General features: G+C 62.1%; 25 protein-coding genes. 15 read left to right on the top strand and 10 right to left on the bottom strand.

The window, feature by feature from the left end:
• Positions 1–208: 208 nt before the first annotated feature.
• Together AC1DVW_RS03200 and AC1DVW_RS03195 are read right to left on the bottom strand one after the other, a co-directional pair.
• Entirely contained in the window at positions 209–1,858 is a 1,650-nt protein-coding gene (locus tag AC1DVW_RS03200) for a putative bifunctional diguanylate cyclase/phosphodiesterase (RefSeq protein ID WP_477321588.1), read from the bottom strand.
• A 419-nt stretch (positions 1,859–2,277) separates the two neighbouring features.
• Positions 2,278–3,405 (bottom strand): helix-turn-helix domain-containing protein, encoded by a 1,128-nt coding sequence (locus AC1DVW_RS03195; protein ID WP_477321073.1) that lies wholly within the window; start codon positions 3,403–3,405, stop codon positions 2,278–2,280.
• Between the two features lie 295 nt (positions 3,406–3,700).
• Here AC1DVW_RS03195 and AC1DVW_RS03190 point away from each other — a divergent pair, with 295 nt between their 5' ends.
• From AC1DVW_RS03190 to AC1DVW_RS03180, 3 genes are all read left to right on the top strand, one after another.
• Positions 3,701–4,003, top strand: a complete 303-nt coding sequence (locus tag AC1DVW_RS03190) for a hypothetical protein (RefSeq protein ID WP_477321071.1) — start codon at positions 3,701–3,703, stop codon at positions 4,001–4,003.
• Between the two features lie 115 nt (positions 4,004–4,118).
• The gene (locus AC1DVW_RS03185; protein WP_477321069.1) at positions 4,119–4,349 is read left to right on the top strand and encodes a hypothetical protein; all 231 of its coding nucleotides are present in this window, start codon (positions 4,119–4,121) and stop codon (positions 4,347–4,349) included.
• 161 nt (positions 4,350–4,510) lie between these two features.
• Entirely contained in the window at positions 4,511–5,242 is a 732-nt protein-coding gene (locus tag AC1DVW_RS03180; protein ID WP_477242284.1) for a DUF2270 domain-containing protein, read from the top strand.
• Between the two features lie 49 nt (positions 5,243–5,291).
• On the opposite strand, the gene AC1DVW_RS03175 is transcribed toward AC1DVW_RS03180, so the two are convergent.
• On the bottom strand, positions 5,292–6,206 hold the full coding sequence (locus tag AC1DVW_RS03175) for a LysR family transcriptional regulator (protein ID WP_477273947.1): 915 nt from the start codon (positions 6,204–6,206) through the stop codon (positions 5,292–5,294).
• 134 nt (positions 6,207–6,340) lie between these two features.
• Here AC1DVW_RS03175 and AC1DVW_RS03170 point away from each other — a divergent pair, with 134 nt between their 5' ends.
• The 4 genes from AC1DVW_RS03170 to AC1DVW_RS03155 all read left to right on the top strand — a co-directional run bounded on the left by AC1DVW_RS03170 (position 6,341) and on the right by AC1DVW_RS03155 (position 9,484).
• Positions 6,341–6,751, top strand: coding sequence for a (R)-mandelonitrile lyase (locus AC1DVW_RS03170; protein WP_477321067.1), 411 nt, complete (start codon positions 6,341–6,343; stop codon positions 6,749–6,751).
• Between the two features lie 80 nt (positions 6,752–6,831).
• Positions 6,832–7,821, top strand: a complete 990-nt coding sequence (locus AC1DVW_RS03165; protein ID WP_477321065.1) for an aldo/keto reductase — start codon at positions 6,832–6,834, stop codon at positions 7,819–7,821.
• Positions 7,822–7,856: 35 nt separating this feature from the next.
• On the top strand, positions 7,857–8,849 hold the full coding sequence (locus AC1DVW_RS03160; protein ID WP_477273951.1) for an aldo/keto reductase: 993 nt from the start codon (positions 7,857–7,859) through the stop codon (positions 8,847–8,849).
• Between the two features lie 167 nt (positions 8,850–9,016).
• Positions 9,017–9,484 carry a flavodoxin gene (locus AC1DVW_RS03155; RefSeq protein WP_477321063.1) on the top strand — a complete coding sequence of 156 codons (468 nt, stop codon included), beginning with the start codon at positions 9,017–9,019 and terminating at the stop codon, positions 9,482–9,484.
• Between the two features lie 531 nt (positions 9,485–10,015).
• On the opposite strand, the gene AC1DVW_RS03150 is transcribed toward AC1DVW_RS03155, so the two are convergent.
• The gene (locus AC1DVW_RS03150; RefSeq protein ID WP_477321061.1) at positions 10,016–10,675 is read right to left on the bottom strand and encodes a sulfotransferase family protein; all 660 of its coding nucleotides are present in this window, start codon (positions 10,673–10,675) and stop codon (positions 10,016–10,018) included.
• 275 nt (positions 10,676–10,950) lie between these two features.
• On the opposite strand from AC1DVW_RS03150, the gene AC1DVW_RS03145 reads away from it, so the two are divergent.
• On the top strand, positions 10,951–11,256 hold the full coding sequence (locus tag AC1DVW_RS03145) for a hypothetical protein (RefSeq protein ID WP_477242270.1): 306 nt from the start codon (positions 10,951–10,953) through the stop codon (positions 11,254–11,256).
• Positions 11,257–11,262: 6 nt separating this feature from the next.
• On the opposite strand, the gene AC1DVW_RS03140 is transcribed toward AC1DVW_RS03145, so the two are convergent.
• A complete protein-coding gene (locus AC1DVW_RS03140) occupies positions 11,263–11,601 on the bottom strand; it encodes a hypothetical protein (RefSeq protein WP_477242268.1) in 339 nt (112 codons plus the stop codon).
• Positions 11,602–11,773: 172 nt separating this feature from the next.
• On the opposite strand from AC1DVW_RS03140, the gene AC1DVW_RS03135 reads away from it, so the two are divergent.
• Positions 11,774–13,882 carry an alpha/beta fold hydrolase gene (locus AC1DVW_RS03135; RefSeq protein WP_477321059.1) on the top strand — a complete coding sequence of 703 codons (2,109 nt, stop codon included), beginning with the start codon at positions 11,774–11,776 and terminating at the stop codon, positions 13,880–13,882.
• A 33-nt stretch (positions 13,883–13,915) separates the two neighbouring features.
• On the opposite strand, the gene AC1DVW_RS03130 is transcribed toward AC1DVW_RS03135, so the two are convergent.
• The gene (locus tag AC1DVW_RS03130) at positions 13,916–14,383 is read right to left on the bottom strand and encodes a GNAT family N-acetyltransferase (protein WP_477321057.1); all 468 of its coding nucleotides are present in this window, start codon (positions 14,381–14,383) and stop codon (positions 13,916–13,918) included.
• Positions 14,384–14,558: 175 nt separating this feature from the next.
• Positions 14,559–15,173 carry a LysE family translocator gene (locus tag AC1DVW_RS03125; protein ID WP_477242262.1) on the bottom strand — a complete coding sequence of 205 codons (615 nt, stop codon included), beginning with the start codon at positions 15,171–15,173 and terminating at the stop codon, positions 14,559–14,561.
• 198 nt (positions 15,174–15,371) lie between these two features.
• Between AC1DVW_RS03125 and AC1DVW_RS03120 the strand changes: the two genes are divergently transcribed.
• From AC1DVW_RS03120 to AC1DVW_RS03105, 4 genes are all read left to right on the top strand, one after another.
• On the top strand, positions 15,372–15,755 hold the full coding sequence (locus AC1DVW_RS03120) for an ArsR/SmtB family transcription factor (RefSeq protein WP_477273965.1): 384 nt from the start codon (positions 15,372–15,374) through the stop codon (positions 15,753–15,755).
• Positions 15,752–16,285 (top strand): SRPBCC family protein, encoded by a 534-nt coding sequence (locus AC1DVW_RS03115; protein WP_477273967.1) that lies wholly within the window; start codon positions 15,752–15,754, stop codon positions 16,283–16,285. Before AC1DVW_RS03120 ends, AC1DVW_RS03115 begins: the two co-directional genes overlap by 4 nt.
• A gap of 59 nt (positions 16,286–16,344) precedes the next feature.
• A complete protein-coding gene (locus AC1DVW_RS03110) occupies positions 16,345–16,818 on the top strand; it encodes an SRPBCC family protein (RefSeq protein WP_477321056.1) in 474 nt (157 codons plus the stop codon).
• 98 nt (positions 16,819–16,916) lie between these two features.
• Positions 16,917–17,495: a dihydrofolate reductase family protein gene (locus tag AC1DVW_RS03105; protein ID WP_477273970.1), complete on the top strand. Its 579-nt coding sequence runs from the start codon at positions 16,917–16,919 to the stop codon at positions 17,493–17,495.
• A 72-nt stretch (positions 17,496–17,567) separates the two neighbouring features.
• Here AC1DVW_RS03105 and AC1DVW_RS03100 read toward each other — a convergent pair whose 3' ends face one another.
• Positions 17,568–17,723, bottom strand: coding sequence for a hypothetical protein (locus AC1DVW_RS03100; protein ID WP_477242252.1), 156 nt, complete (start codon positions 17,721–17,723; stop codon positions 17,568–17,570).
• A 267-nt stretch (positions 17,724–17,990) separates the two neighbouring features.
• On the opposite strand from AC1DVW_RS03100, the gene AC1DVW_RS03095 reads away from it, so the two are divergent.
• A complete protein-coding gene (locus AC1DVW_RS03095; RefSeq protein ID WP_477273972.1) occupies positions 17,991–18,716 on the top strand; it encodes an SOS response-associated peptidase in 726 nt (241 codons plus the stop codon).
• On the opposite strand, the gene AC1DVW_RS03090 is transcribed toward AC1DVW_RS03095, so the two are convergent.
• The gene (locus tag AC1DVW_RS03090) at positions 18,713–18,973 is read right to left on the bottom strand and encodes a hypothetical protein (RefSeq protein ID WP_477242249.1); all 261 of its coding nucleotides are present in this window, start codon (positions 18,971–18,973) and stop codon (positions 18,713–18,715) included. The two genes, AC1DVW_RS03095 and AC1DVW_RS03090, sit on opposite strands and share 4 nt — an antisense overlap.
• A 3-nt stretch (positions 18,974–18,976) precedes the next feature.
• A complete protein-coding gene (locus tag AC1DVW_RS03085; RefSeq protein ID WP_477273974.1) occupies positions 18,977–19,378 on the bottom strand; it encodes a hypothetical protein in 402 nt (133 codons plus the stop codon).
• Between AC1DVW_RS03085 and AC1DVW_RS03080 the strand changes: the two genes are divergently transcribed.
• Entirely contained in the window at positions 19,377–19,562 is a 186-nt protein-coding gene (locus AC1DVW_RS03080) for a hypothetical protein (protein ID WP_477273976.1), read from the top strand. The genes AC1DVW_RS03085 and AC1DVW_RS03080 overlap by 2 nt on opposite strands.
• The last annotated feature ends 164 nt before the right edge of the window (positions 19,563–19,726 follow it).

The following is a 19,726-nucleotide window of genomic DNA, read 5'->3' as shown; positions in this document are numbered from 1 at the left end:
GCGCGCCGTGATGAGTCACTCTTGCACCGACTCGAAGAATTGAGCGGTATCTGCCTCGATCGTTTTGTACAAATCTCCACTTCACCGTTAACAAAGGGTGCAAGGTGCAAAGCAATTTCAGGAAACCTGCGCAGCGGTTTTCCGTCCGAAATTGCGTAAAAACAAATACTTAGAGCGGGTCGGCGGCACTATGAAAAGCTGAACCGCTCTAAACCGCCCGATTTGATTCCTCCATCGCTCGCACCACCCTTAGCGGGGACCGTCTGATGAAATTGCTGGTTGCCTCGGCTCCGAGCGGGCGTCCCAGGAAATTGCCTTGCAGGCAATCACAATTCTCCTTGATGAGCCACCGCGCCTGTGCCGACGTCTCGACCCCTTCGGCGGTGACGCTTATTCCCAGGCCGTGCGCCAGATTTATGATCGATCGCACGATGGTCTGGCTTTTGAGATCGGTCTCCAGGTCGGCAATGAAGTACTGATCTATCTTCAACGTGTCGAAGGGAAAGTTCTTAAGGTAGCTCAACGATGAGTAGTATGTTCCAAAATCGTCGAGCGATATTCGTATTCCCAAGACGTTCAGCGTGTTTAATGTGTCGATATTGTCGATCGTCTTCTCGAGAAGAACCGTCTCGGTAATCTCGAGTTCAAGTCGGTCGGCCCGGATTCCAACTGCGTCGATGACCTGAGCGATGGTATCCGTCAGCGAACCGCTAAGGAACTGAGCCGGCGACAGGTTCACTGCGACCGTCAGCGAGGAGGGCCACGTCAATGCCTGGCGACAGGCTTCCTCGAGCACCCATCGTCCAATCTCGTCCATCAGACCGTCCGCCTCGGCGATCGGTATGAACACGCTGGGTGGAATGATTCCGATCTCGGGGTGCCGCCACCGCAGCAGCGCTTCGAAGCCGATCACCGACGCGGGAGAGCGAATGAGCGGCTGATACTCCAGATAAAGCTCGCCCCGCTCCAGCGCGGTTCGAAGGTTGCGCCTCAGATTCTCGCGTTGCTCGAGCAAGAGCAGCATCGAACGGTTGAACGTTCGAGCGCAACCGCGTCCATCCGTCTTGGCTGCGTAAAGTGCAATGTCGGCGGCTTTCATCAACTGCTCGCCATCGGTCCCGTGCTCCGGCCCGAAAGCAATTCCGATACTCGAGCCGACGAAAACGGGAATGCCGTTGATGACGAAAGGCTCCTTGAACGCGTCGACCAGCGATCCTGCGAGGCGCTCGGCTTCCGCGGGCTGATCCTTTCCCAATTGGATGACGGCGAACTCATCGCCGGCATACCGGTATGCGGATTCACCGTCCTGCAGAGCGTCGCGGATTCGACCCGCCGCGAGTTGAAGAAGCGTGTCGCCTGCTCCATGACCGAGCGTGTCGTTGACCGCCTTGAAATCGTCGAGGTCGATTTGTAACAGTGCGGCTTTCGGCTTTGCTCCACCGATGGCCGCCAGCGCCTGCTGTAGCCGCTCGCCGAATCGCCGCCGATTCTGCAGTCCGGTCAGCACGTCGTGCGTCGCCTGATGGAGCAGAATTCCATGCTCCTGCTCCTCCGCCGCACTCCGCTCGCCGTGCCCCCTTGTCTCGATGATTCCCACACCATTCGCGGCGGCGAAGACGAAAACGGAACGGGGCGCTTCGTCCGATGATCGCGGCAAGTCGATGCGTGCAGGAGTGCCGCCGTGGAACACACGAAGAAATTCGTCGCGGTACCTCGCATCGAGGAAGCTCGGGTAGATCTCCCAAACGGCGGCACCTGGCGCTACCGCGCCTCCGTACACGCCTTTGAGCTTGGTTGCGTAGTGCGTCAGACAGAAGTCGCTGTCATAGAACGACAAAAGTTCGGTCGTGTTTGCCAAAAGGTCAGCGAGAAGCGCTTCGCCGGCACGTGGAACATCGCTTGAGGAAAGCCCCTCACTATCCGTGCCGACGCCTGATGCCTCTGGGTTCAAGAGCCACCTCCATAGGCGGTGCAAATTCGAGTTCCCCAGTCCAGAAATAGCATAACTGCCAAGCTTGGCAAACTTTCAACTCGCTTCTTAACAAGTTCCGCAGCTGCGTTGTTGCAATGCATGCTCCGCCGTGATTGGCGGCAAATTGTCGATATTAATGAACTGTGACAGTTCATTAATAAATCGGCAATTGGCGGGAATTGGCTGCATGATTGATGTCGCGATCGACGCGACACGAAATATTGTGGTCCATGAGCCAGCGTGGCCTTGGCCGCCCCTGGCAAGCCCGCTTGAACCTGCTCCATCTCAACATCGCCGATCCTGTTTCAATTTCCGAGCGCCTTGAGCCAACCTTCAAAGGAAGAGGCCTTCTGGTGTTCTGCATGAGAAGCAAAGTGGGCCGGGCGCGGCAACACCACCGTACTGCGGCCCTCGCGGGGGCTATAGCCGAATTCCTTGCTGAATGCCCGGCTGAAATTGGCCGCTGAACTAAACCCGAAGGCCTCGGCAATTTCAACAATGCGCCGGCTGTCCGCCGGATCGCTAAGCGCAATATGGGCTGYCAGAAGCCGGCGGCTTTGAATGTAGTGGAGAACACCACCGCTTGGTTCGAACAACTGATAGAGACGAGAGCGTGAGACGCCGAGCGCCCGGCACATTGAACCCGGTGTCAGACGAGCCGCGTCCAGATTGTTTTGGACGTATCGGCGCGCGCGCTCCATCAGCGCGACACCCGCCAATTGTTCGGCGGCGGCAGCATGTTCCGCCGGAGGCGCGAGGCAGGCAATGATCATGCTGCGTGTTGCATGCACGATGCGGGGCAGATCGTCAGCCGTGAGGCTGCGCAGTCTTGCCTCGATGCTGTTGACGTAGTCGACCAGGAGGTTGGCAAAGTTGCCGGACAGAATTGAATTGTTCTTCGCGTCGAGGGTTGCCGCCACATCGGCGAACAAATCACGCGGCAGATAGAGAAAGAGACTTTCGGAGTCCGTTGTCCTCCCGCGAAACGGATAGCCAAGCGACCTGATCTCCAATTTCCCCGGCTGGCCTTCTGCAACGCGGCGATCGACCTCCGTCCACGACCGGCCAGTATGGGGCAAGGCGATATACCAGTGATCGATCGAGCTGGACCGGAGTTTTGCGGCAGAACGCATGTAGCTGTGTGCCGCTGCGCGCTGCTGAACGACCAGCATGCCACCGAGGTTCCAGGCCGTGTGGTCGGCGGGAAAGCCATCGTCCGGCGATTTGTCATCCGGCAACTTGACCTCGACAAGCGGAGCCATATGCGCTTGCCAGGCGGCGAATTGATCCTCTGGTGTCAGTTCGAGCGTTGAAAAGGACAAAGGCTGGAGCGCCGGCGCGAGTGACGAAGCTTGCTCGTTGTGAGGTTGAGCGTCGCGCGACCAACGACGTCGATCACGCTCCGGGGTCTTGCCTTGCTTTTTAGCGTCCATCGCGTGGTGCCATATCCGAATCGGCTATGCTCATGCCCCGCTCAATCATGTGGTGTATCTCGGGTATCTGGCAAGGCTCTGAGGCCGATATCGACAGACCAGCCCGATCAAGCCGTTCGGTGACCACAGCCGCGCCGACTGCAGCTGAACTCGCGTCGACAGAACCGGCGATCACGCTGAGTTACAGCAAGAAATGCATTCCGAGATAAGTTTCTGGATGCAACGCTAACGACACTCTTCAGCCCGGTGCATATACATCGAGCATTGTAGAAGCGTAGTTGGGGAGACCCTAGAGATGAACACAAAGCTCAACAGCGAAGCTCGTCGCAAGATAATTCTTGACGGATACGTTAACAACGAGCCGTTGAAGGATATTGCGGCCAGGATCGGATGCTCACTGGCCAGTTTGAAAGTCACCGCCAGTAAAATCGGCTGCACTCGAACGCCGAAGGAGGCGGCCGATTTTAGGCGCGGCTTTCATATCCCGGAAAACAAGCGGCAGGATTACTACCAGTTGATGACCATTGGTCAGTATAAAGCTCGCGAGTGCGCAGAAATTTTGGGATTGCTGACAGTTCAATCGTCAGGAAACGAGTAAACTCACCGCAATACACTATCGACGATATTATCGCTGGAGCATTCCATCGCCTCAGCGGTTCGTCGGTAAGAGGCCCGCCGCAGCACGGGCAGCGGGCCCTGAAAGGTTCGCACAGATGCTGCGTCGGCGCTTCAATCGCACCTGCCTCAGCCCTCACGATCTGGCTATTTGCGAACGCGTGTTCGATCGGATCTGCGCGGATGAGCGTCTCGACCCATTGGACCCGGACGCCGAAATCCTGGCGGTGATGGTTGTGGCCATTTTTCGAAATGCTCACACCGGCGAGTGCGAACTGCTGGAAGCGGTCAGGTCTCGTCGGCAAAAGGGCGCGGGAAGTGGGCATTAGCGCACCGCATTCGACCGCGTAGCCGAGCGGGTCTGGCTGAGCGCATAAACTCCTCCAAGGAAAGAGGCTGGAACGTTTCGGCCAGCCGCGCGTTGTGTCTGTTGGGGTGAAGGCCGGCTTGTTTCGGCCGGCCATGGCGTTAGGGAGGCGCGTGGCGGGGAATGTCCCAGGTCAAGACCGTGAAGCCGGCCGAAGCGGCAGCAGCGCCGCGGGCGTCGGAGGTGTTCGCGATGAAGCTCACTTCATCGGAACTGGCAACGACGATGTCGCATTTCCATCGCGCCGAAATCGCCCGCATGGCCGGCTGGCGCGACAGGCTGGACCGGACCAGCAACTGGGCGATCACTGTTGTTGCCGCCATGCTGTCGGTGTCGCTGTCGACGCCCAGCGCCCATCACGGCGTGCTGTTGTTCGCCATGCTGCTCATCACGCTGCTGTTGTGGATCGAGGCGCGGCGCTACCGCTTCTTCGACGTCTACCGCGCCCGGGTACGCCAGTTCGAGCGCTATTATTTCGCGCAGATCTTCTCGCCGCAGCCGGACTACGCCTCCAACTGGTTGGCCATTGTCGGCGAAGGCTTACGCTCGCCACGCTTCCTGATCTCGCAGCGCGCGGCGCTGGTGCGGCGGCTGCGCCGCAACTACATCTTCATGTACACGATCCTGATGCTGGCCTGGGTGCTGAAGATCACGACGCCCAGCCTGCAACGCGACGGATCGCCAATCGGCTTCGGCGCCTCGTTCCTGGACGCGATGCGGGTAGCTTCGCTCGGCCCGGTGCCCGGCATCGTTGTCACATGCATTGTCGGGTTGGCCTATGCCGCCATGCTCGCCGCGGCCGTCCTCGTCAGTAGCGAGGAAGGCGAGCTTTCGCACGGTACGGTGCATGTTTGAGATGCCTCGCCTTCCGCCTCTGCCGCGCCGGAGATGCAGCCGGCGTAGGTTAGTCGGGCTGGCTCGCCCCTCGCCCCCGATAGCGCAGCGCCTCGACCAGCACGGCAAAGGCCGACGAATGCTGCCGGCGGCTGGGGTAATAGAGGTGGCAGCCTGAAAAGGGCGGGCACCAGTCGGCGAGCACGCGCACCAGCCGGCCATCGGCAATATGAGCCAGCGCCTGGTCTTCCGGCAGATAGGCCAGGCCGAAGCCGGCCAGCACAGCGCTCAGCCTGAGCGCGGAGGTGTTGAAGACGAACTGCCCTTCGACCCGCACCTTGAGCTCGCGGCCGTTCTTCTCGAACTCCCAGGCGTAGAGCCCGCCATAAGTCGGCAGCCTGAGATTGATGCAATCGTGCGCCGTCAGGTCCTGCGGCGTTTTTGGCGGCTTGCGCCTGGCGAAATAGGCGGGCGCGCCGACCACCGCCATGCGCATGTCTGGGCCGATGCGCACGGCGATCATGTCCTTCGCCACCTGCTCGCCGAGCCTGACGCCGGCGTCATAGCGCTCAGCGACGATGTCGGTGAGACCGTAGTCGACGATGATCTCGACCTTGATGTCGGGATAGTTCGGCAACACCTTCGCCAAAGCCGGCCACAGCACCGTGTCGGCGGCATGCTCGCCCGCCGTGATGCGGACCGTGCCGGCGGGTTTATCGCGCAGTTCGCTCAGCGCGGCGAGCTCGGTCTCGATCTCCTCAAAGCGTGGGCCAATGGTCTGCAGCAGGCGCTCGCCGGCTTCCGTCGGCGAGACGCTGCGCGTGGTGCGGGTCAACAGCCTGAGCCCAAGCCGCTCTTCCAGCCCGCGAACCGTGTGGCTGAGCGCCGACTGCGAAACGCCGAGTTGCGCCGCCGCCCGGGTGAAACTCCGCTCCTTGGCCACCGCCAGGAAAGCGATCAGGTCGTTGACGTTCTCGCGCGGCATTCATGAATCCTCCTCATAGGTGCATGCGGATTATACCATCTAATCCGCCGCCTTCGCAGCCGCTAGATTCCACCCAACACCAATCATCGGGAAAGGCCGGGCGAACGCCGCGGCCGATCGAAGGACTCCAGACCATGGACATCAAGCGAAGCGGCTCTCAAGCCTCCGGCAAGGGGCCGGCCGATTGGTTCACCGGCACCGTCCGCATCGACCCGCTGTTTGCGGCAAACGCGCTGGCGCGTGCGGCCGGCAATGCGGTGACGTTCGAGCCGGGCGCGCGCACCGCCTGGCATACCCACCCGCTCGGTCAGACCCTGATCGTCACCGCGGGCTGCGGCCGCGCCCAGCGCTGGGGCGGGCCGATCGAGGACATCCGTCCGGGCGACGTGGTCCGGTTCGAGCCCGGCGAGAAACACTGGCATGGCGCCGCACCGACCACGGCGATGACGCACATCGCGGTTCAAGAGTCACTCGACGGCAAGGCTGTCGACTGGATGGAGCATGTCAGCGACCAGCAATACCTGGCCGCCCCCAAGGCGACATGAGCACCGAACACCAGACCTGAAGCGGAGAGAGCGACACGGACGTGGCGCGGCCTCCGACAACACTAAAAAGGAGCAAGACAATGCAAAAGCGCACACTTGGAAACAGCGGCCTCGAAGTCTCGGCCCTTGGCCTTGGCTGCATGGGGATGAGCCAGTCCTACGGACAGCCGATGGCGACGCCGGATGCAGTCCGCCTGATCCGCTCGGCGTTCGAGCGCGGCATCACCTTCTTCGATACCGCGGAGGTCTATGGGCCATTCACCAACGAGGCGGTCGTCGGCGAGGCGCTGCAGCCGATCCGCGACCAGGTGGTGATCGCCACCAAGTTCGGCATCGACATTGCCGGTACGGCCGGACATGAAGGCATGGACAGCCGGCCGGAGCATATTCGCGACGTCGTCGAGGCCTCGCTCAAGCGACTGCGGACCGACCGCATCGACCTGCTCTACCAGCACCGCGTCGATCCGGTCGTGCCTATCGAAGAGGTGGCGGGCGCGGTGAAGGATTTGATCAGCCAAGGCAAGGTGAAGCATTTCGGCCTCTCCGAGGCTGGCGTGCGCACCATCCGGCGCGCGCATGCGGTGCAGCCGGTCGCCGCCCTGCAAAGCGAATATTCGCTGTGGTGGCGCGAACCCGAGGAGGCGATCCTGCCGGTCCTCGAAGAACTGGGGATCGGCTTTGTGCCCTTCAGCCCGCTTGGCAAGGGTTTCCTCACCGGCGCCATCGACGCCACCACGACGTTCGACAGCAGCGACTTCCGCAACACCGTCCCACGCTTTGCGGAGGAGGCCCGCAAGGCGAACCAGGCGCTGGTCGATGCGATTGTCGCGATCGCGGCCGAGAAGAAGGTGACCCCGGCACAAGTCGCGCTCGCCTGGCTGCTGGCGCAGAAACCCTGGATCGTTCCGATCCCCGGCACGACGAAACTCCATCGCCTCGAGGAGAACATCGGCTCGTCCACGGTGGCGCTGACCGCAGCCGATCTTGCCAACATCGAGAACGCGGTTTCCGCGATTGCCGTGCAGGGAGAGCGCTATTCTCCGCAACAGGCGGCAAGGATCGATCGCTGAGCGATTTTTTCAAACCGCAATCAAGGAGAAAGAAGATGCAAAAGCGCAGACTTGGAAACGGCCTCGACGTCTCGGCCTTTGGGCTCGGCTGCATGGGCATGACCTCGGCCTACGGTCGGCCGGCGGTGAAGAGCGACATGATCTCGCTCATACGGAGCGCCGTCGAGCTTGGCGTCACCTTGTTCGACACGGCCGAGGCCTATGGTCCGTTCGTCAATGAGGAGCTGGTCGGCGAAGCGCTGGCGCCTTTGCGCGATAAAGTGGTGATCGCCACCAAGTTCGGCTTCGACATCGACCTTGAGACGGGCCAGCGCAGCGGCGGTCTGAACAGCAGGCCGGACCATATCAAGGCGGTCGCGGAGGCTGCGCTGAAGCGGCTCAGGACCGACCGCATCGATATCTTCTACCAGCACCGCGTCGATCCCGCCGTGCCGATCGAGGATGTCGCCGGCACAATCAAGGAGCTGGTCGATGCGGGCAAGGTGAAGCATTTCGGTCTCTCCGAAGCCGGGGCGCAGACCATCCGGCGCGCGCACGCCGTCCATCCCGTGACCGCGGTGCAAAGCGAATATTCACTGTGGTATCGCGGCCCCGAGGCGGAGATCCTGCCGACGCTGGAGGAACTCGGCATCGGCTTCGTTCCCTTCAGCCCGCTGGGGGCAGGTTTTCTGACCGGCAATATGGACGCGAACACGACTTTTGCCAGCACCGACTTCCGCGCCAGCGTTCCCCGCTTTGCGCCCGAGGCGCTGAAAGCGAATGTGGCGCTGGTCGACCTGCTGCGCAGCGTGGCGACGGCGAAGGGCGCTACCCCGGCGCAGATCGCGCTTGCCTGGCTGCTGGCACAGAAGCCATGGATCGTTCCGATCCCCGGCACCACCAAACTACACCGTCTGCAGGAAAACCTCGGATCTTCCGCCATTGAGCTTGCGCCGGAAGAGCTCAGGGATATCGACCAGGCGGCGTCGCAGATCACATTGAAGGGTGCCCGCTTGCCGCAAGCGGTGCTCGACATGACGGGCCGCTAGGCGATGGCGCGCCAGCGTCAGCCTGGCATGAGGCGGATATCGAAGGATCGGAGGCAATTCCTCGGTTCTTCCTGGAAGGCAATTTCCGGGCTTGTGACAGGCGGGCTTTTTCTGATGCCAAAAAAATCCTCGCCGAGCCGGCAAAGCCGAACTTTGCCGGCCGAAAGGTGCTGATCCTCTATTATTCGCGCACCGGCCACACAAGGACTGTCGCCAACCAAATCCATGGGCTGGTTGGCGGCGACATGGTGGAGCTCCGGACCGTGCAGCCCTATCCGGATGACTATGATGCGCTTGTCGCACAAAACGTCGAGGAACAGAGCTCCGACTACATGCCGCCCTTGCAGACGACAATCGACAATCTTCGGGATTACGACGTTGTCTTCATCGGCTCGCCGCTCTGGAACGTCAGGCTGACGCCGCCGGTCCGCAGCTTCCTGTCCAGCCATGATCTGTCAGGCAAGATCATTGCACCATTCGTCACCTACATTGTCAGCGGCCTCGGCCGGTCCCGGCGGGACATCCAGGAATTGTGCCCGGATGCCAGCGTGCTGGACGGCCTCGCGGTGCTGGGGGAGGATGCAGGTGAGGTACAAACCGCGGTGTCGGAATGGCTCCGCGGCTTGCGTTTGTAGCGAGCTGGACGGCGGGCCTGGCCTCATCTCAATAGCATGATCAGTCTGGCGCCGGCCCCTTCTCAGGCGATGGCACCACGTGGCGGCTTTGGGGCCGCGCGCCTGCGGATATTGCGGCATGGTGAGGATCGACAAGCCAGGCATTTAATTCAAATCCGACTGTGGATATTTGCCATCGGGTAAAGCGAATCGGCCATCCCTGTTGAACGGCGGGCAATAAGGAGAAGCTTATGAAGAGCGACTTTGCCGCCGCACACCTCCATCTTGAACGAGCATGCCACTATCTGCGCGGCGACGATGGGACGAGCAGCCATGCCCGCGCGACCTTGGACCTTCTGATCGAGGCAATTGTCGCGGCCCAATACACTCGGCCCGCGGGAGACGTCGTGGAATTTCCCATTGCGGCAAGGCTGCGATAGTCGGCCCTGCCTTTTAGAGCATGATCCCGAAAAGTGGAATCCGGTTTTCGGAAAAGATCATGCTCAAACAAAGGGATAGGCCTATCCCGATTCCATCGGGATGGAACAGGCTCTAGCTTCGGCCTCGCGGATCTGGCGGAGCCGAAGCCGCCGACCTTCCCTCAGCGCGCTGGTTCAGCGCAAATCCCGCCTGAAATTCCCTGGTGTTGTTGCGATTGGGATAGGGCTGGTCCGGCACCGAAACGCGCAGATGCGCACACAGGGGCTCCCAGCCGTCGCCGAGATTGTGGACCAGCAGCCGCTCCGGCTGCACTGTCGCCATGACCGCGGCGACGTTAGCCTCGTAGAGGGCAATCGCGGCCGCGCGGTCGTGCGCCTTGCCGCCGAAGACCTGCTTCGAAACCAAGGCAATGCCCAGCGATTCCTGATCCTGGCTCTGGCTGATGCCGGCCAGGATGGTTTTCTCGAAACTCTGCCACCAGCTTTCCGCAGAGCGCCAAGTGAGGATGACCCGGGCGTCGGGATAGACCTCGATCAGCTCGCGCCAGTAATACGCCGATGGCCAGTCCATGCAGGAGGCATAGCCTGCAAACAGCGCACTCCAGTCGGGCACGGCGCCCTTCGCCAGCGCGCGCCAGAGCCGCTTCTGCTCCTCATTGGCGAGAACTTCGGACATGTGATGACAGGGGCCAAAACCGAGGATGGTCAGCGCTTCGCGCATCGAATCCGTTCCGGTGCGGCCAAAGCCGGTTCCGATCACCTTGATCGACATCGTTTTTCCCCCTGTGTCGAACCGGCCGAAGTCGGTCCCGTGGCCATGACCCCACGGGCGATTTCCCCGCTGCACGACAGCGGCCATGTCCGCGCCCAGGGAAACACCGGGTGGCGTTGGGCAGTAACCCTTCGCTCTCCATCGCGCATATCCCAGATGCAGCCGAGCCAGATTAGCCGCGAACGATGGAGCTGTCCCCTGCAAAGATCGGTTGACCAGCCTTGGCCGCGAAGCGACTATTCTGCTCGGACAGCCAGACTGCAGGAGGACATGCGATGGACGAGCCCGAACGGTGGCGGCACATGACCAGTGCGCCGAAGGATGGCAGCCGGATCCTGGTCACGATCCGGCCGTCCGAACAGGGGCCGGCCGAAGTCGACCTCGCCTATTGGTCGCGAGCCGATCAGTTCGGCATTGAAGGCTGGCGCGCTTCCGACTCGTCTCCGGGACACGTGATTGGATACGCCGAACCGGAACTGAAGTGCTGGATGCCGCTGCCGACAGCCAATCTAAGCCGGGCTTCCATGCCGGCGCCCTGGGAAGGCGAGGACAGCCAGCAACTGGATGGCTCGGGGATCTAGCGGCGCTCAGCGACCCCAGAGCGTTTTGCTGAATTGCGAGTGAGCCTTCGACAGCGTCGAGCCAATGTCGTCGATTAACTCAAAGGCATTTTTCGCCAAGGCGAGGAAGGAGCGCATTCGCCGGAAGAAAGCGCTCCCGACACGCGCGACCAGTACAGATGCGCGGATCGCAGCGGCCGAGAGATCGAACTTGCGAACCGCCGATGCCCGCCAAGCCTGCTGTCTTTGGAGATATCGCGCAAGCGCAATATCATGACGCAGTGGCATAAGCCCGTCGCGCAGCTGCGGGTTCTGCCAGGGATCATCATGCCAGATGGGCCAGTCAGTCGTGTTCGGGCGTAGCATTGCGTCCTCCTGAGACAAGGGCCTCGTCCGGGCAATCTCCTCCCGCACCGTGAGAAACGCGGTGGAACCAGCGTGATGGAATCGTGAAAAGCGCCAGGCAGGCGGAAACACGGTTGAAATAGAGACCGCGACGCGAAAGGATCGCCGCCAAATTGTGGCTGTGGCGGATCCGATGACGGCGCCTCATCTTTATCTACTGGGTGGTTTCGACTTTGCCGGTGTCGGGGCCGCGGTCCCGGCCCTTAGCCGCAAGGCGCGGGCGATGGTGGCTTACCTCGCTCTGCAGTCCGGACACTGGCAGTCGCGCGAGAAGCTCGGCGCCCTTTTGTGGGGTGGCAACAGCGAGACCCAGGCCCGGATGAACCTCCGGCAGGCGGTATCGGTCGTCAGCAAAGTCATGCAGGCGTCCGGCAGCGGGCGCTTCCTGAAGGACGGCGACAACATTGCCTTCCTTCTCGATGGCCTTGATTTCGACGTCGCGCGGTTCGAGGTGCTGGCCGTCAGCTCGGCGCCCGACGACCTCGAACGGGCACTTGTCGTCTATCGCGGCGACCTGCTTGACGGCTTCGGCCTGAAGGAGGAGCCGTTCGAGGATTGGCTGCGGGTCGAACGGGAACGCCTGAGGGCGATGGCCGTCGCGGCACTGGACAAGCTCGTCTCGCACTATTGCGTGACCAACGATCCCGCCTCATGCGTGCGGGCCGCAACGCGCCTGCTGTCCATCGAGCCGCTGAGGGAGGACATCCACCGCGCCCTGATGCGAGCCTATGCGGCCCAGGGCCGGATCAACCTCGCGCTGAGGCAATATGAGAATTGTCGCGGTGCGTTACAGCGGGAGCTTCATCTGCAGCCCGAGCCCGAGACAAGACATTTGCACGAGATGCTGCGGGCCCGCCGCACGACATCGCCGCGTCCGGCTTCGGCCTCCGAGCCGTCGCGCGTCCAGGCCGAGGCAAGCGGCGAGCCCCTGCGCCCGTCGACCCACTATGTAAAATCCGCCGGGGTCAACATCGCCTATCAGGTGACCGGCGACGGGCCGATCGACCTGATCTTTGTGCCTGGATGGGTCTCCAATCTCGACCTTGCCTGGGCCTCGCCACGGCTTTCGCATGTGTTCCAGCGCCTCGGCGGCTTCTGCCGCTTGATCCGCATGGACAAGCACGGCACGGGGCTGTCCGACCGCAATGTCGGTTTGCCGACCCTGGAAGAGCGGATGGAGGACATGCGGGCCGTGCTGGATGCGGTCGGCTCGAAGCGCACGGTTCTGTTCGGCAGTTCCGAGGGCGGCCCCATGTGCATGCTGTTCGCGGCGACCTATCCCGAGCGCACGGCGGCACTTGTGCTCAACGGAACCTATGCCAGGGGCAGGTGGTCGAAGGATTACCCGTGGGCAAGGACGGCCGAGCAGGTGGAAGAAGACCTAGCCACCATCGAGAGACAGTGGGGAGAGCCGGCGGACATGGGCAATGCGGCCCCCAGCCTGATGAACGACACGTTCGAAAGAGAATGGTTCGCCGCTTACCTCAGGAATTCAGCCTCGCCCGCCGAGGCGATCTCACTCTGGCGCTGGGGAACCGAAATCGATGTTCGCGACATCCTGCCTGTCATTCATGTTCCGACACTGATCGTTCAGACGACGGGCGACCGCTGGGTCAAACGGGAAGAAGGACTCTACCTGGCAACGCATATTGAAGGCGCCAGATATATCGAGCTGACCGGCCGGGATCACGTGATCTGGGGCGAGAATTCCGATCGCCTCGTCGACGAGATCCAGGCTTTCGTCACCCGCGCCTTGCCGGCAGCGTCGGGCGAAGGGGTTCTGGTGTCGGTGCTGTCGCTGGAGATAGGCGGCCAGCCATCTGATGCAGGTACAGATCTGATCGAGCGACACGCCGAGGATATCCGTGGCGAACTGCTCGCTGCCGAAGGCCGCCAGATCAGGCGCTCGGCAAGCGGATTCCTCGCCGTGTTCCAACGGCCGACGCGGGCAATCCAGTGCGCAATCGCCATCCGCCATCGCCTGCGGCATTCCGATCTGGATGTCCGGTCGGCAGTCCACACCGGCGAATGCGAGGAGCGCGGCAATGACTTCACCGGCATCGCGATCGAGCTGTCATCGCGGTTGCTCGACCATGCGCGGCCGGGCGAGATCATCGCATCGCGAACGGTGCGCGATCTCGTGGTCGGCTCCGGGCTGGTATTTGAAGAGCATGGCGAGATGGAAGCAAGCGGGCTGCCGGGCAGCCTGCAGCTCTTTTCCGTGAGGGAGCCGCTGGTCTGACGCCGGGCGGACGGCTGCTTCTATGGCGCCGCACTAGCCGGTCGCCGTCACCACTTTGCTGACCAGCCAGCGGTGCTTGCCAAGGCGGCGGGCGCGCTCAAAACCCTGGCGCTCGAACATGGCAAGGGTTGCATTGTGCAGGAAGGCACCGGGGACCGACCGTCCTTCCGCATCCTCGGGGTAGCTTTCCACCGTCCCGCCGCCGAGACGGCCGATTTCCTGGACGGCGCCTTCGAGCGCGGCGGCCGCGACGCCCTTGCCGCGGTATGACTTGTCGACGAAGAAACAGGTGATCCGCCAATCCGGAAGGCTCACCAGTCCTTCGCGATAGGCACGCTGGTGCTTGATGCGCGGCAGCTCTTCCGTCGGGCCGAACTGGCACCAGCCGACGCAGGCCGGCCCATCGAAGACGAGGGCAGCGTGGGCGCGGCCCTCGCGCACCCTGGCTTCCTTCTCCACGCGGTTTTGCACGGCGCCAACGCCTTTGGCATGGAAGGCCATGCACCAGCATCCGCCCCAGACGCCGTTGTGTCTCTCGACCAGCGCGGCGAAGTCAGGCCATGTAGTTTCATCAAGAGGTTTTACGCTGAAGCCGGTCATCGTCGTCTCATTCGGCTCGGCACGATAGCCGATTTGCCGGTCTTTTGCAGTCCAGCGTTAGGCGACGGTCGGGGCCCTAATTTCTGAAGGCGATCGTCGCGGCGGCGCCACCCATGCACACGGCAGCGCCGCGATTGAACAGCCGGGTGGCGCGCGGCGATTGCAGGGTCCGGCGGGTTCTCGCCCCGGCGATGGCAAACGGGAACTGAACGGCTGCCAGGATGATTGCGGTGATTGCCAGGAGAATGGGGACATCCATCGACGACAACGCGTGGATGTCGACGACTGTCGGCAGGATGGAAATATAAAACAGGACGGATTTGGGATTGCCCAGCGTGATCAGGACACCCGAAACAAACGCGTTCTTGCCACTCTTGACCGAGCCCGCGTCGGCGCCGTCGAACGTTTCGCCGGACCGCCAGAACTGCACCGCCAGCCAGCAGAGATAGGCCACGCCCGCCCATTTGATCGCGATCAGCAGAAAGCTGAAGGTCTCCGCTATGAACGCCAGGCCGGCGAGCACCGTGGCGAGATAAAGCACGTCGCCCAGGACCATGCCGGCGGTCACCCAGGCGGCTTGCCGATATCCGCTTTTCAAGGCCTGCGCGACAATGGCAACGATCTGCGGACCGGGAATGATCGCGGCGATTGCCAGCGCGCCCGAGTAAGCAACAAAGCCCGACAACGTCATGGTCCGCACCTGTCAGTCATGGAGGATCAAACGCCTGCTGGCGAGTGGAAGCGCCGACAATCCGATCGCTGGCCAGCCCCTGTCAATCCCATGAGCGGAACGATGCCGCCGCTTTGATACGGCTGAACCGCCTCGGTCGCTCAAAATCATTCAACCAAACGGTTGACTATCTGAAAGCGCATATCTATATTCAACTACATGGTTGAATTAGAGACGCCACAGATGGATCAGGTCTTTCACGCCCTCGGCGACGCCACGCGCCGGCACATGCTTCGCGACCTCGCCGGCGGCGAGCGCACGGTGAGCCAGCTGGCCGAGCCCTTTGCGATGTCGCTGGCGGCGGCCTCCAAGCACATCAAGGCGCTGGAGAATGCCGGGCTGATCCGGCGCGAGGTGCGCGGCCGCACCCATGTCTGCCGGCTCGAAGCCGGGCCGCTGGCCAGCGCCCACGAATGGCTGAGCTTTTACGAGCGCTTCTGGAGCAGCCGTCTCGATGTCCTCGAACAGCTTTTGCGCGACGAGATCGCGCGCAAATCCCCCTCACCGCCAACAACGCCAACACCAAAGGGAGACGACAAATGAACCAGATGAAAAGCTTCGATGGCTATGGCGAACTGATCGAGCCCGCCACCTTGAAGATCGAGCGGCTTTTGCCCGGAACCATCGAGCGCGTCTGGGAATATCTGACGCGGAGCGATTTGCGCCGTCAGTGGCTGGCGGCCGGTGAGATGGAGATGAAGGCCGGCACTCCTTTCGAGCTTACCTGGCGCAATGACGAGCTGACCGACCCGCCCGGCGAGCGCCCGGCCGGCTTTGGCGAGGAACACCGGATGCAGAGCCGGATCGTCGAGTGCGATCCGCCGCGCAAGCTGACCATCGCCTGGAGCGGCAGCGGCAACGTCTCGTTCGAGCTGGTGGAGAAGGGCGACGAGGTGCTGCTCACCATCATCCACCGCCGCCTGGCCGACCGCTCGAGCCTGCTGATGCACGTTGCCGGCTGGCACATGCATCTCGACATTCTGGCGGCCCGCGTGACAGCGAGCACGCCGGAACCGTTCTGGGACGGCTGGAGCCGCCTGATGACGGACTACGACCGGCGCCTGCCGGTCTGACGCAACGCATGGATTTGGAACCCTACCTGCCCACGGGCACAACGCAACAGGAGACAGTCATGACCAGCTTCACCACCGCCTTCACCGTCGACCAGACCCCGGATGCAGCCTTCGCGGCCATCACCAATGTTCGCGGCTGGTGGTCGGAAGAAATCATCGGCCCGACCGACAAGGCCGGCGAGGTGTTCGACTATCGCTACCGGGATCTGCACCGCTGCAAGATCAAGGTAACGGAGCTCATCCCCGGCAAGAAGGTGGCCTGGCGCGTGCTGGAGAATTACTTCAGCTTTACCGAGGACAAGACGGAGTGGACGGGCACGGACATCCTCTTCGACATCGCCGAGAAAGACGGCAAGACCGAAATCCGTTTCACGCATCAGGGCCTGGTTCCCGACTATGAGTGCTACGACGCCTGCTCGGACGGTTGGCGCACCTACATCAACGGCAGCCTGAAGAGCCTGATTGCATCGGGCAAAGGCCACCCCAATCTCGGCGAACCGATGACCGACAGCGAGCGGGCGCTCGTCGCCTAGATAATCCGCCGCCCGGTTCAACCGAGCGAGCCATCCCCTTCCCCACATCCTGAAACGATGAAACGTGCTTGCCTCGGGCAAGCCCGATGGAGGACGTCATGCGTAAATTGATCACCGGAATGAAGATTTCCGTCGACGGCAAGATGGAAGGACCCGAGGGTTACGCCGACTGGGTCGATGCTTGGTCGGAGGAATACGGCCTGATGCCGCAAATCGACGCCTGCCTGCTCGGCGGCGTCATGTATTCCGGCTACGAGCGCTATTGGAGCGCGATCCAGCAGAACGAGCCGGACCAGCCGCTGCCGATGACCGGCAAACTGGTCAACCCGGCCGAGCTGATATGGGCCCGCTTCGCCGCAAAAACCCCGCACTATGTGCTGTCAAACAGCATGACTTCGGCAGCCTGGCCGACGACCCGCTTCGTACGCAATCTCGACGACATCGCGGCGCTGAAAGAGCAACCCGGCAAGGACATCTACCTGATGGGCGGCGCCAGGATTACGGCGAGCCTGATCGATGCCGGGCTGGTCGATGAAATGCGGCTGATCCTCTATCCGCTGCTTGCCGGCGACGGCAAGGCGCTGTTCGGCGCGGCGCACAATCGTCGCGGGCTCGAGCTGCGCAAGGTCGAGAAACTGTCGGATGGGCGTGTGAGCCTGGTGTACGGGATTGGCTGACGGGCCTCGATCCAAAACCGAAAGTCGGCGTGGCTGCGCTGACCTTCGGCCCGACAGAGCCACCGCCTCGCCTTAGAACGGCAGGCGGATTTCGTCGGATTCGACCGTCCTCGGCCAGCCGATGTCCTTCCGGATTTCCGGCGGCAAGTCGTTCAATGCCCGCATGGTTTTCTTGCGCTTGCTGGCGCGTTTGAGAGCCGCTCCAAGGCGGCCAAGTCTCCTGAACATCGATATCCTCCATATCGCAGCGACAGAACCAGCAGCGCCGCCCCGTCGCATTGCGCCGGTTTTGCGATGTGTCTGTATCCGGTCGATTGCGCGAGAACGGTGAAAGACTTCACAAAACCGGGCATGCTTGAAACATTTGCATGCAAACTAATCTGGGCTGGGGAATTGGGGCGTCGGCTGAGGCGGTCTGTCACCAATCGGTCGGGCAAGGCTGGAAATCCCCTGCCCTTTCCAACAAGATGCGGCGACATCCGGGAAGGCCGTGGCATGTGCAACCTCTACAACATCACCACCAGCCAGGAGGCAATCCGCCAATGGACACATACCTTGCGCGATATCCTCGGCAATCTCGAACCCTCCATCGACATCTATCCCAACCAAGCCGGCCCGGTGGTACGCAACGCGGCGGACGGGCAGCGCGAGCTGGCCAATCTGCTGTGGGGCATGCCGACGCCGATCGAGCGGGTGAAGGGCAAGGCAGACTACGGCACCACCAACATCCGCAACCCGCAATATGGCCACTGGCAGCAATATCTCGGCGTGGAGAACCGCTGCGTGGTGCCGCTCACCAGCTTTGCCGAGCCGAGCCCGACGCCCGGCGACAAGGACCCTGAGACAGGCATCCAGCGCAATGTCTGGTTCGCACGCGGCGAAGAGCGGCCGCTATTCTTCTTCGCCGGCCTGTGGACGCGCTGGCAAGGCGTGCGCAAGGTGAAGGACGGCCCGGGCGACTTCGAGCTCTATGGCTTCCTCACCACCAAGCCCAATGCGCTGATCGCGCCGATCCACGAAAAGGCGATGCCGGTGATCCTGACCACGCCGGAGGAAACCGAGACATGGCTGACCGCGCCGTGGTCTGAAGCAAGGCATTTGCAGCGCACCGCCCCTGATGACGCGTTGGTGATTGTCGAGAAGCCGGCGACGCAGATCAAGTTCCCGCCGCAGGCACCACCGCAAACACCGCCGGCGCCGGTGCAGGGCTCGCTGTTCTAAAGCTTGAACTTCTGCAGCACCCAGACGTAGCCCTTCGGCGGATGGTCCTGGTCGATGAACTGCGTCCGCACCGTCGTGTCCGTTCGGCTGCAGCGCTTGCACCTGAAGCGGATGGCTTCCAGCGGCTTGTTCCAGCCCGCCACCTTGGCCACCTCGTTGGCGCGGAAGCGGCCGACATGGTAGCAGTGACCGCACTCGACAATGAGCAGCATGTTGGCCTTGGCCGCTCGCCCGACGCTGTCCATTGGCCCGGCCATGGCTCATTTCCGTTTATGATAATCCTGCGGCAGCGGCAGCAGACCGAGCCCGGCCGCGCGGAAATCGGGCTCCTTCTCCGCCACCGTCGCCATCACCTCATGCAGTTTGTCGGTCAGCCCGCTCAGCTGCCAGAACAGCGCGCCATTGGCCTTCAGGTGCAATTGTGCCGCAAGCACCGTCTGGCGCAGGCGCAGCGCATCGTTGATGATTGCCTCCGCATTGCCTGCAAACAAGCGGTCATAGCGGCTGTTTCGTCTGCCCATCGCGGCTCTCCTCGGATTGCGAGCAACCGCCCCACCTCTCAGCAAATAGGAACGCATTCCTCGCCGAGTCAATTCGCCCTTGACATTTTTGTTCCCTATTTGTTCACTATCCCCTAATAAGCCAATCGGAGACATCGCCATGGATCACATCGTGACGCTGGACAGCCGCCAGGAAGCCGCCCTGCAGGACATCGCCGACAGCTTCATCGCGCAGCACAAGGGCGACGCGGTGAAGGCGCTGAAAGAGATGATCGTGCTCAACGGGCATCTGCAGGAAAGGCTGGATGTGGTGGAGAGTCGGCAAAGGCTAAGCGCTCAGAGGTGATGGTACGCTGACGCGTATTCAATCGTGTCGAAAATCGGCTTTGCACCCCGAAATTGACCTTGCAGCCTTCTGGATGGCGTCCACGGCGGCGAACCAGCGGTCGGCAACGCCGTGAAGATCGCCGCGCGAAATGCAGTGGGCCAACTTGCTGGCGCCCTTCAAGA

Source organism: Mesorhizobium sp. P3_B5 (assembly GCF_056402815.1).
This window is presented reverse-complemented; position numbering and strand designations above follow the sequence as displayed.

Excerpts from the sequence above, each read along its gene's own strand:
- AC1DVW_RS03190 (WP_477321071.1), top strand. The coding sequence starts at position 3,701 with ATGAACACAAAGCTCAACAGCGAAGCTCGTCGCAAGATAATTCTTGAC.
- AC1DVW_RS03185 (WP_477321069.1), top strand. The coding sequence starts at position 4,119 with ATGCTGCGTCGGCGCTTCAATCGCACCTGCCTCAGCCCTCACGATCTG.
- AC1DVW_RS03180 (WP_477242284.1), top strand. The coding sequence starts at position 4,511 with ATGTCCCAGGTCAAGACCGTGAAGCCGGCCGAAGCGGCAGCAGCGCCG.
- AC1DVW_RS03175 (WP_477273947.1), bottom strand. The coding sequence starts at position 6,206 with ATGCCGCGCGAGAACGTCAACGACCTGATCGCTTTCCTGGCGGTGGCC.
- AC1DVW_RS03170 (WP_477321067.1), top strand. The coding sequence starts at position 6,341 with ATGGACATCAAGCGAAGCGGCTCTCAAGCCTCCGGCAAGGGGCCGGCC.
- AC1DVW_RS03165 (WP_477321065.1), top strand. The coding sequence starts at position 6,832 with ATGCAAAAGCGCACACTTGGAAACAGCGGCCTCGAAGTCTCGGCCCTT.
- AC1DVW_RS03160 (WP_477273951.1), top strand. The coding sequence starts at position 7,857 with ATGCAAAAGCGCAGACTTGGAAACGGCCTCGACGTCTCGGCCTTTGGG.
- AC1DVW_RS03150 (WP_477321061.1), bottom strand. The coding sequence starts at position 10,675 with ATGTCGATCAAGGTGATCGGAACCGGCTTTGGCCGCACCGGAACGGAT.
- AC1DVW_RS03145 (WP_477242270.1), top strand. The coding sequence starts at position 10,951 with ATGGACGAGCCCGAACGGTGGCGGCACATGACCAGTGCGCCGAAGGAT.
- AC1DVW_RS03140 (WP_477242268.1), bottom strand. The coding sequence starts at position 11,601 with ATGCTACGCCCGAACACGACTGACTGGCCCATCTGGCATGATGATCCC.
- AC1DVW_RS03135 (WP_477321059.1), top strand. The coding sequence starts at position 11,774 with ATGACGGCGCCTCATCTTTATCTACTGGGTGGTTTCGACTTTGCCGGT.
- AC1DVW_RS03130 (WP_477321057.1), bottom strand. The coding sequence starts at position 14,383 with ATGGCCTTCCATGCCAAAGGCGTTGGCGCCGTGCAAAACCGCGTGGAG.
- AC1DVW_RS03125 (WP_477242262.1), bottom strand. The coding sequence starts at position 15,173 with ATGACGTTGTCGGGCTTTGTTGCTTACTCGGGCGCGCTGGCAATCGCC.
- AC1DVW_RS03120 (WP_477273965.1), top strand. The coding sequence starts at position 15,372 with ATGGTTGAATTAGAGACGCCACAGATGGATCAGGTCTTTCACGCCCTC.
- AC1DVW_RS03115 (WP_477273967.1), top strand. The coding sequence starts at position 15,752 with ATGAACCAGATGAAAAGCTTCGATGGCTATGGCGAACTGATCGAGCCC.
- AC1DVW_RS03110 (WP_477321056.1), top strand. The coding sequence starts at position 16,345 with ATGACCAGCTTCACCACCGCCTTCACCGTCGACCAGACCCCGGATGCA.
- AC1DVW_RS03105 (WP_477273970.1), top strand. The coding sequence starts at position 16,917 with ATGCGTAAATTGATCACCGGAATGAAGATTTCCGTCGACGGCAAGATG.
- AC1DVW_RS03100 (WP_477242252.1), bottom strand. The coding sequence starts at position 17,723 with ATGTTCAGGAGACTTGGCCGCCTTGGAGCGGCTCTCAAACGCGCCAGC.
- AC1DVW_RS03095 (WP_477273972.1), top strand. The coding sequence starts at position 17,991 with ATGTGCAACCTCTACAACATCACCACCAGCCAGGAGGCAATCCGCCAA.
- AC1DVW_RS03090 (WP_477242249.1), bottom strand. The coding sequence starts at position 18,973 with ATGGCCGGGCCAATGGACAGCGTCGGGCGAGCGGCCAAGGCCAACATG.
- AC1DVW_RS03080 (WP_477273976.1), top strand. The coding sequence starts at position 19,377 with ATGGATCACATCGTGACGCTGGACAGCCGCCAGGAAGCCGCCCTGCAG.
- AC1DVW_RS03085 (WP_477273974.1), bottom strand. The coding sequence starts at position 19,378 with ATGGCGATGTCTCCGATTGGCTTATTAGGGGATAGTGAACAAATAGGG.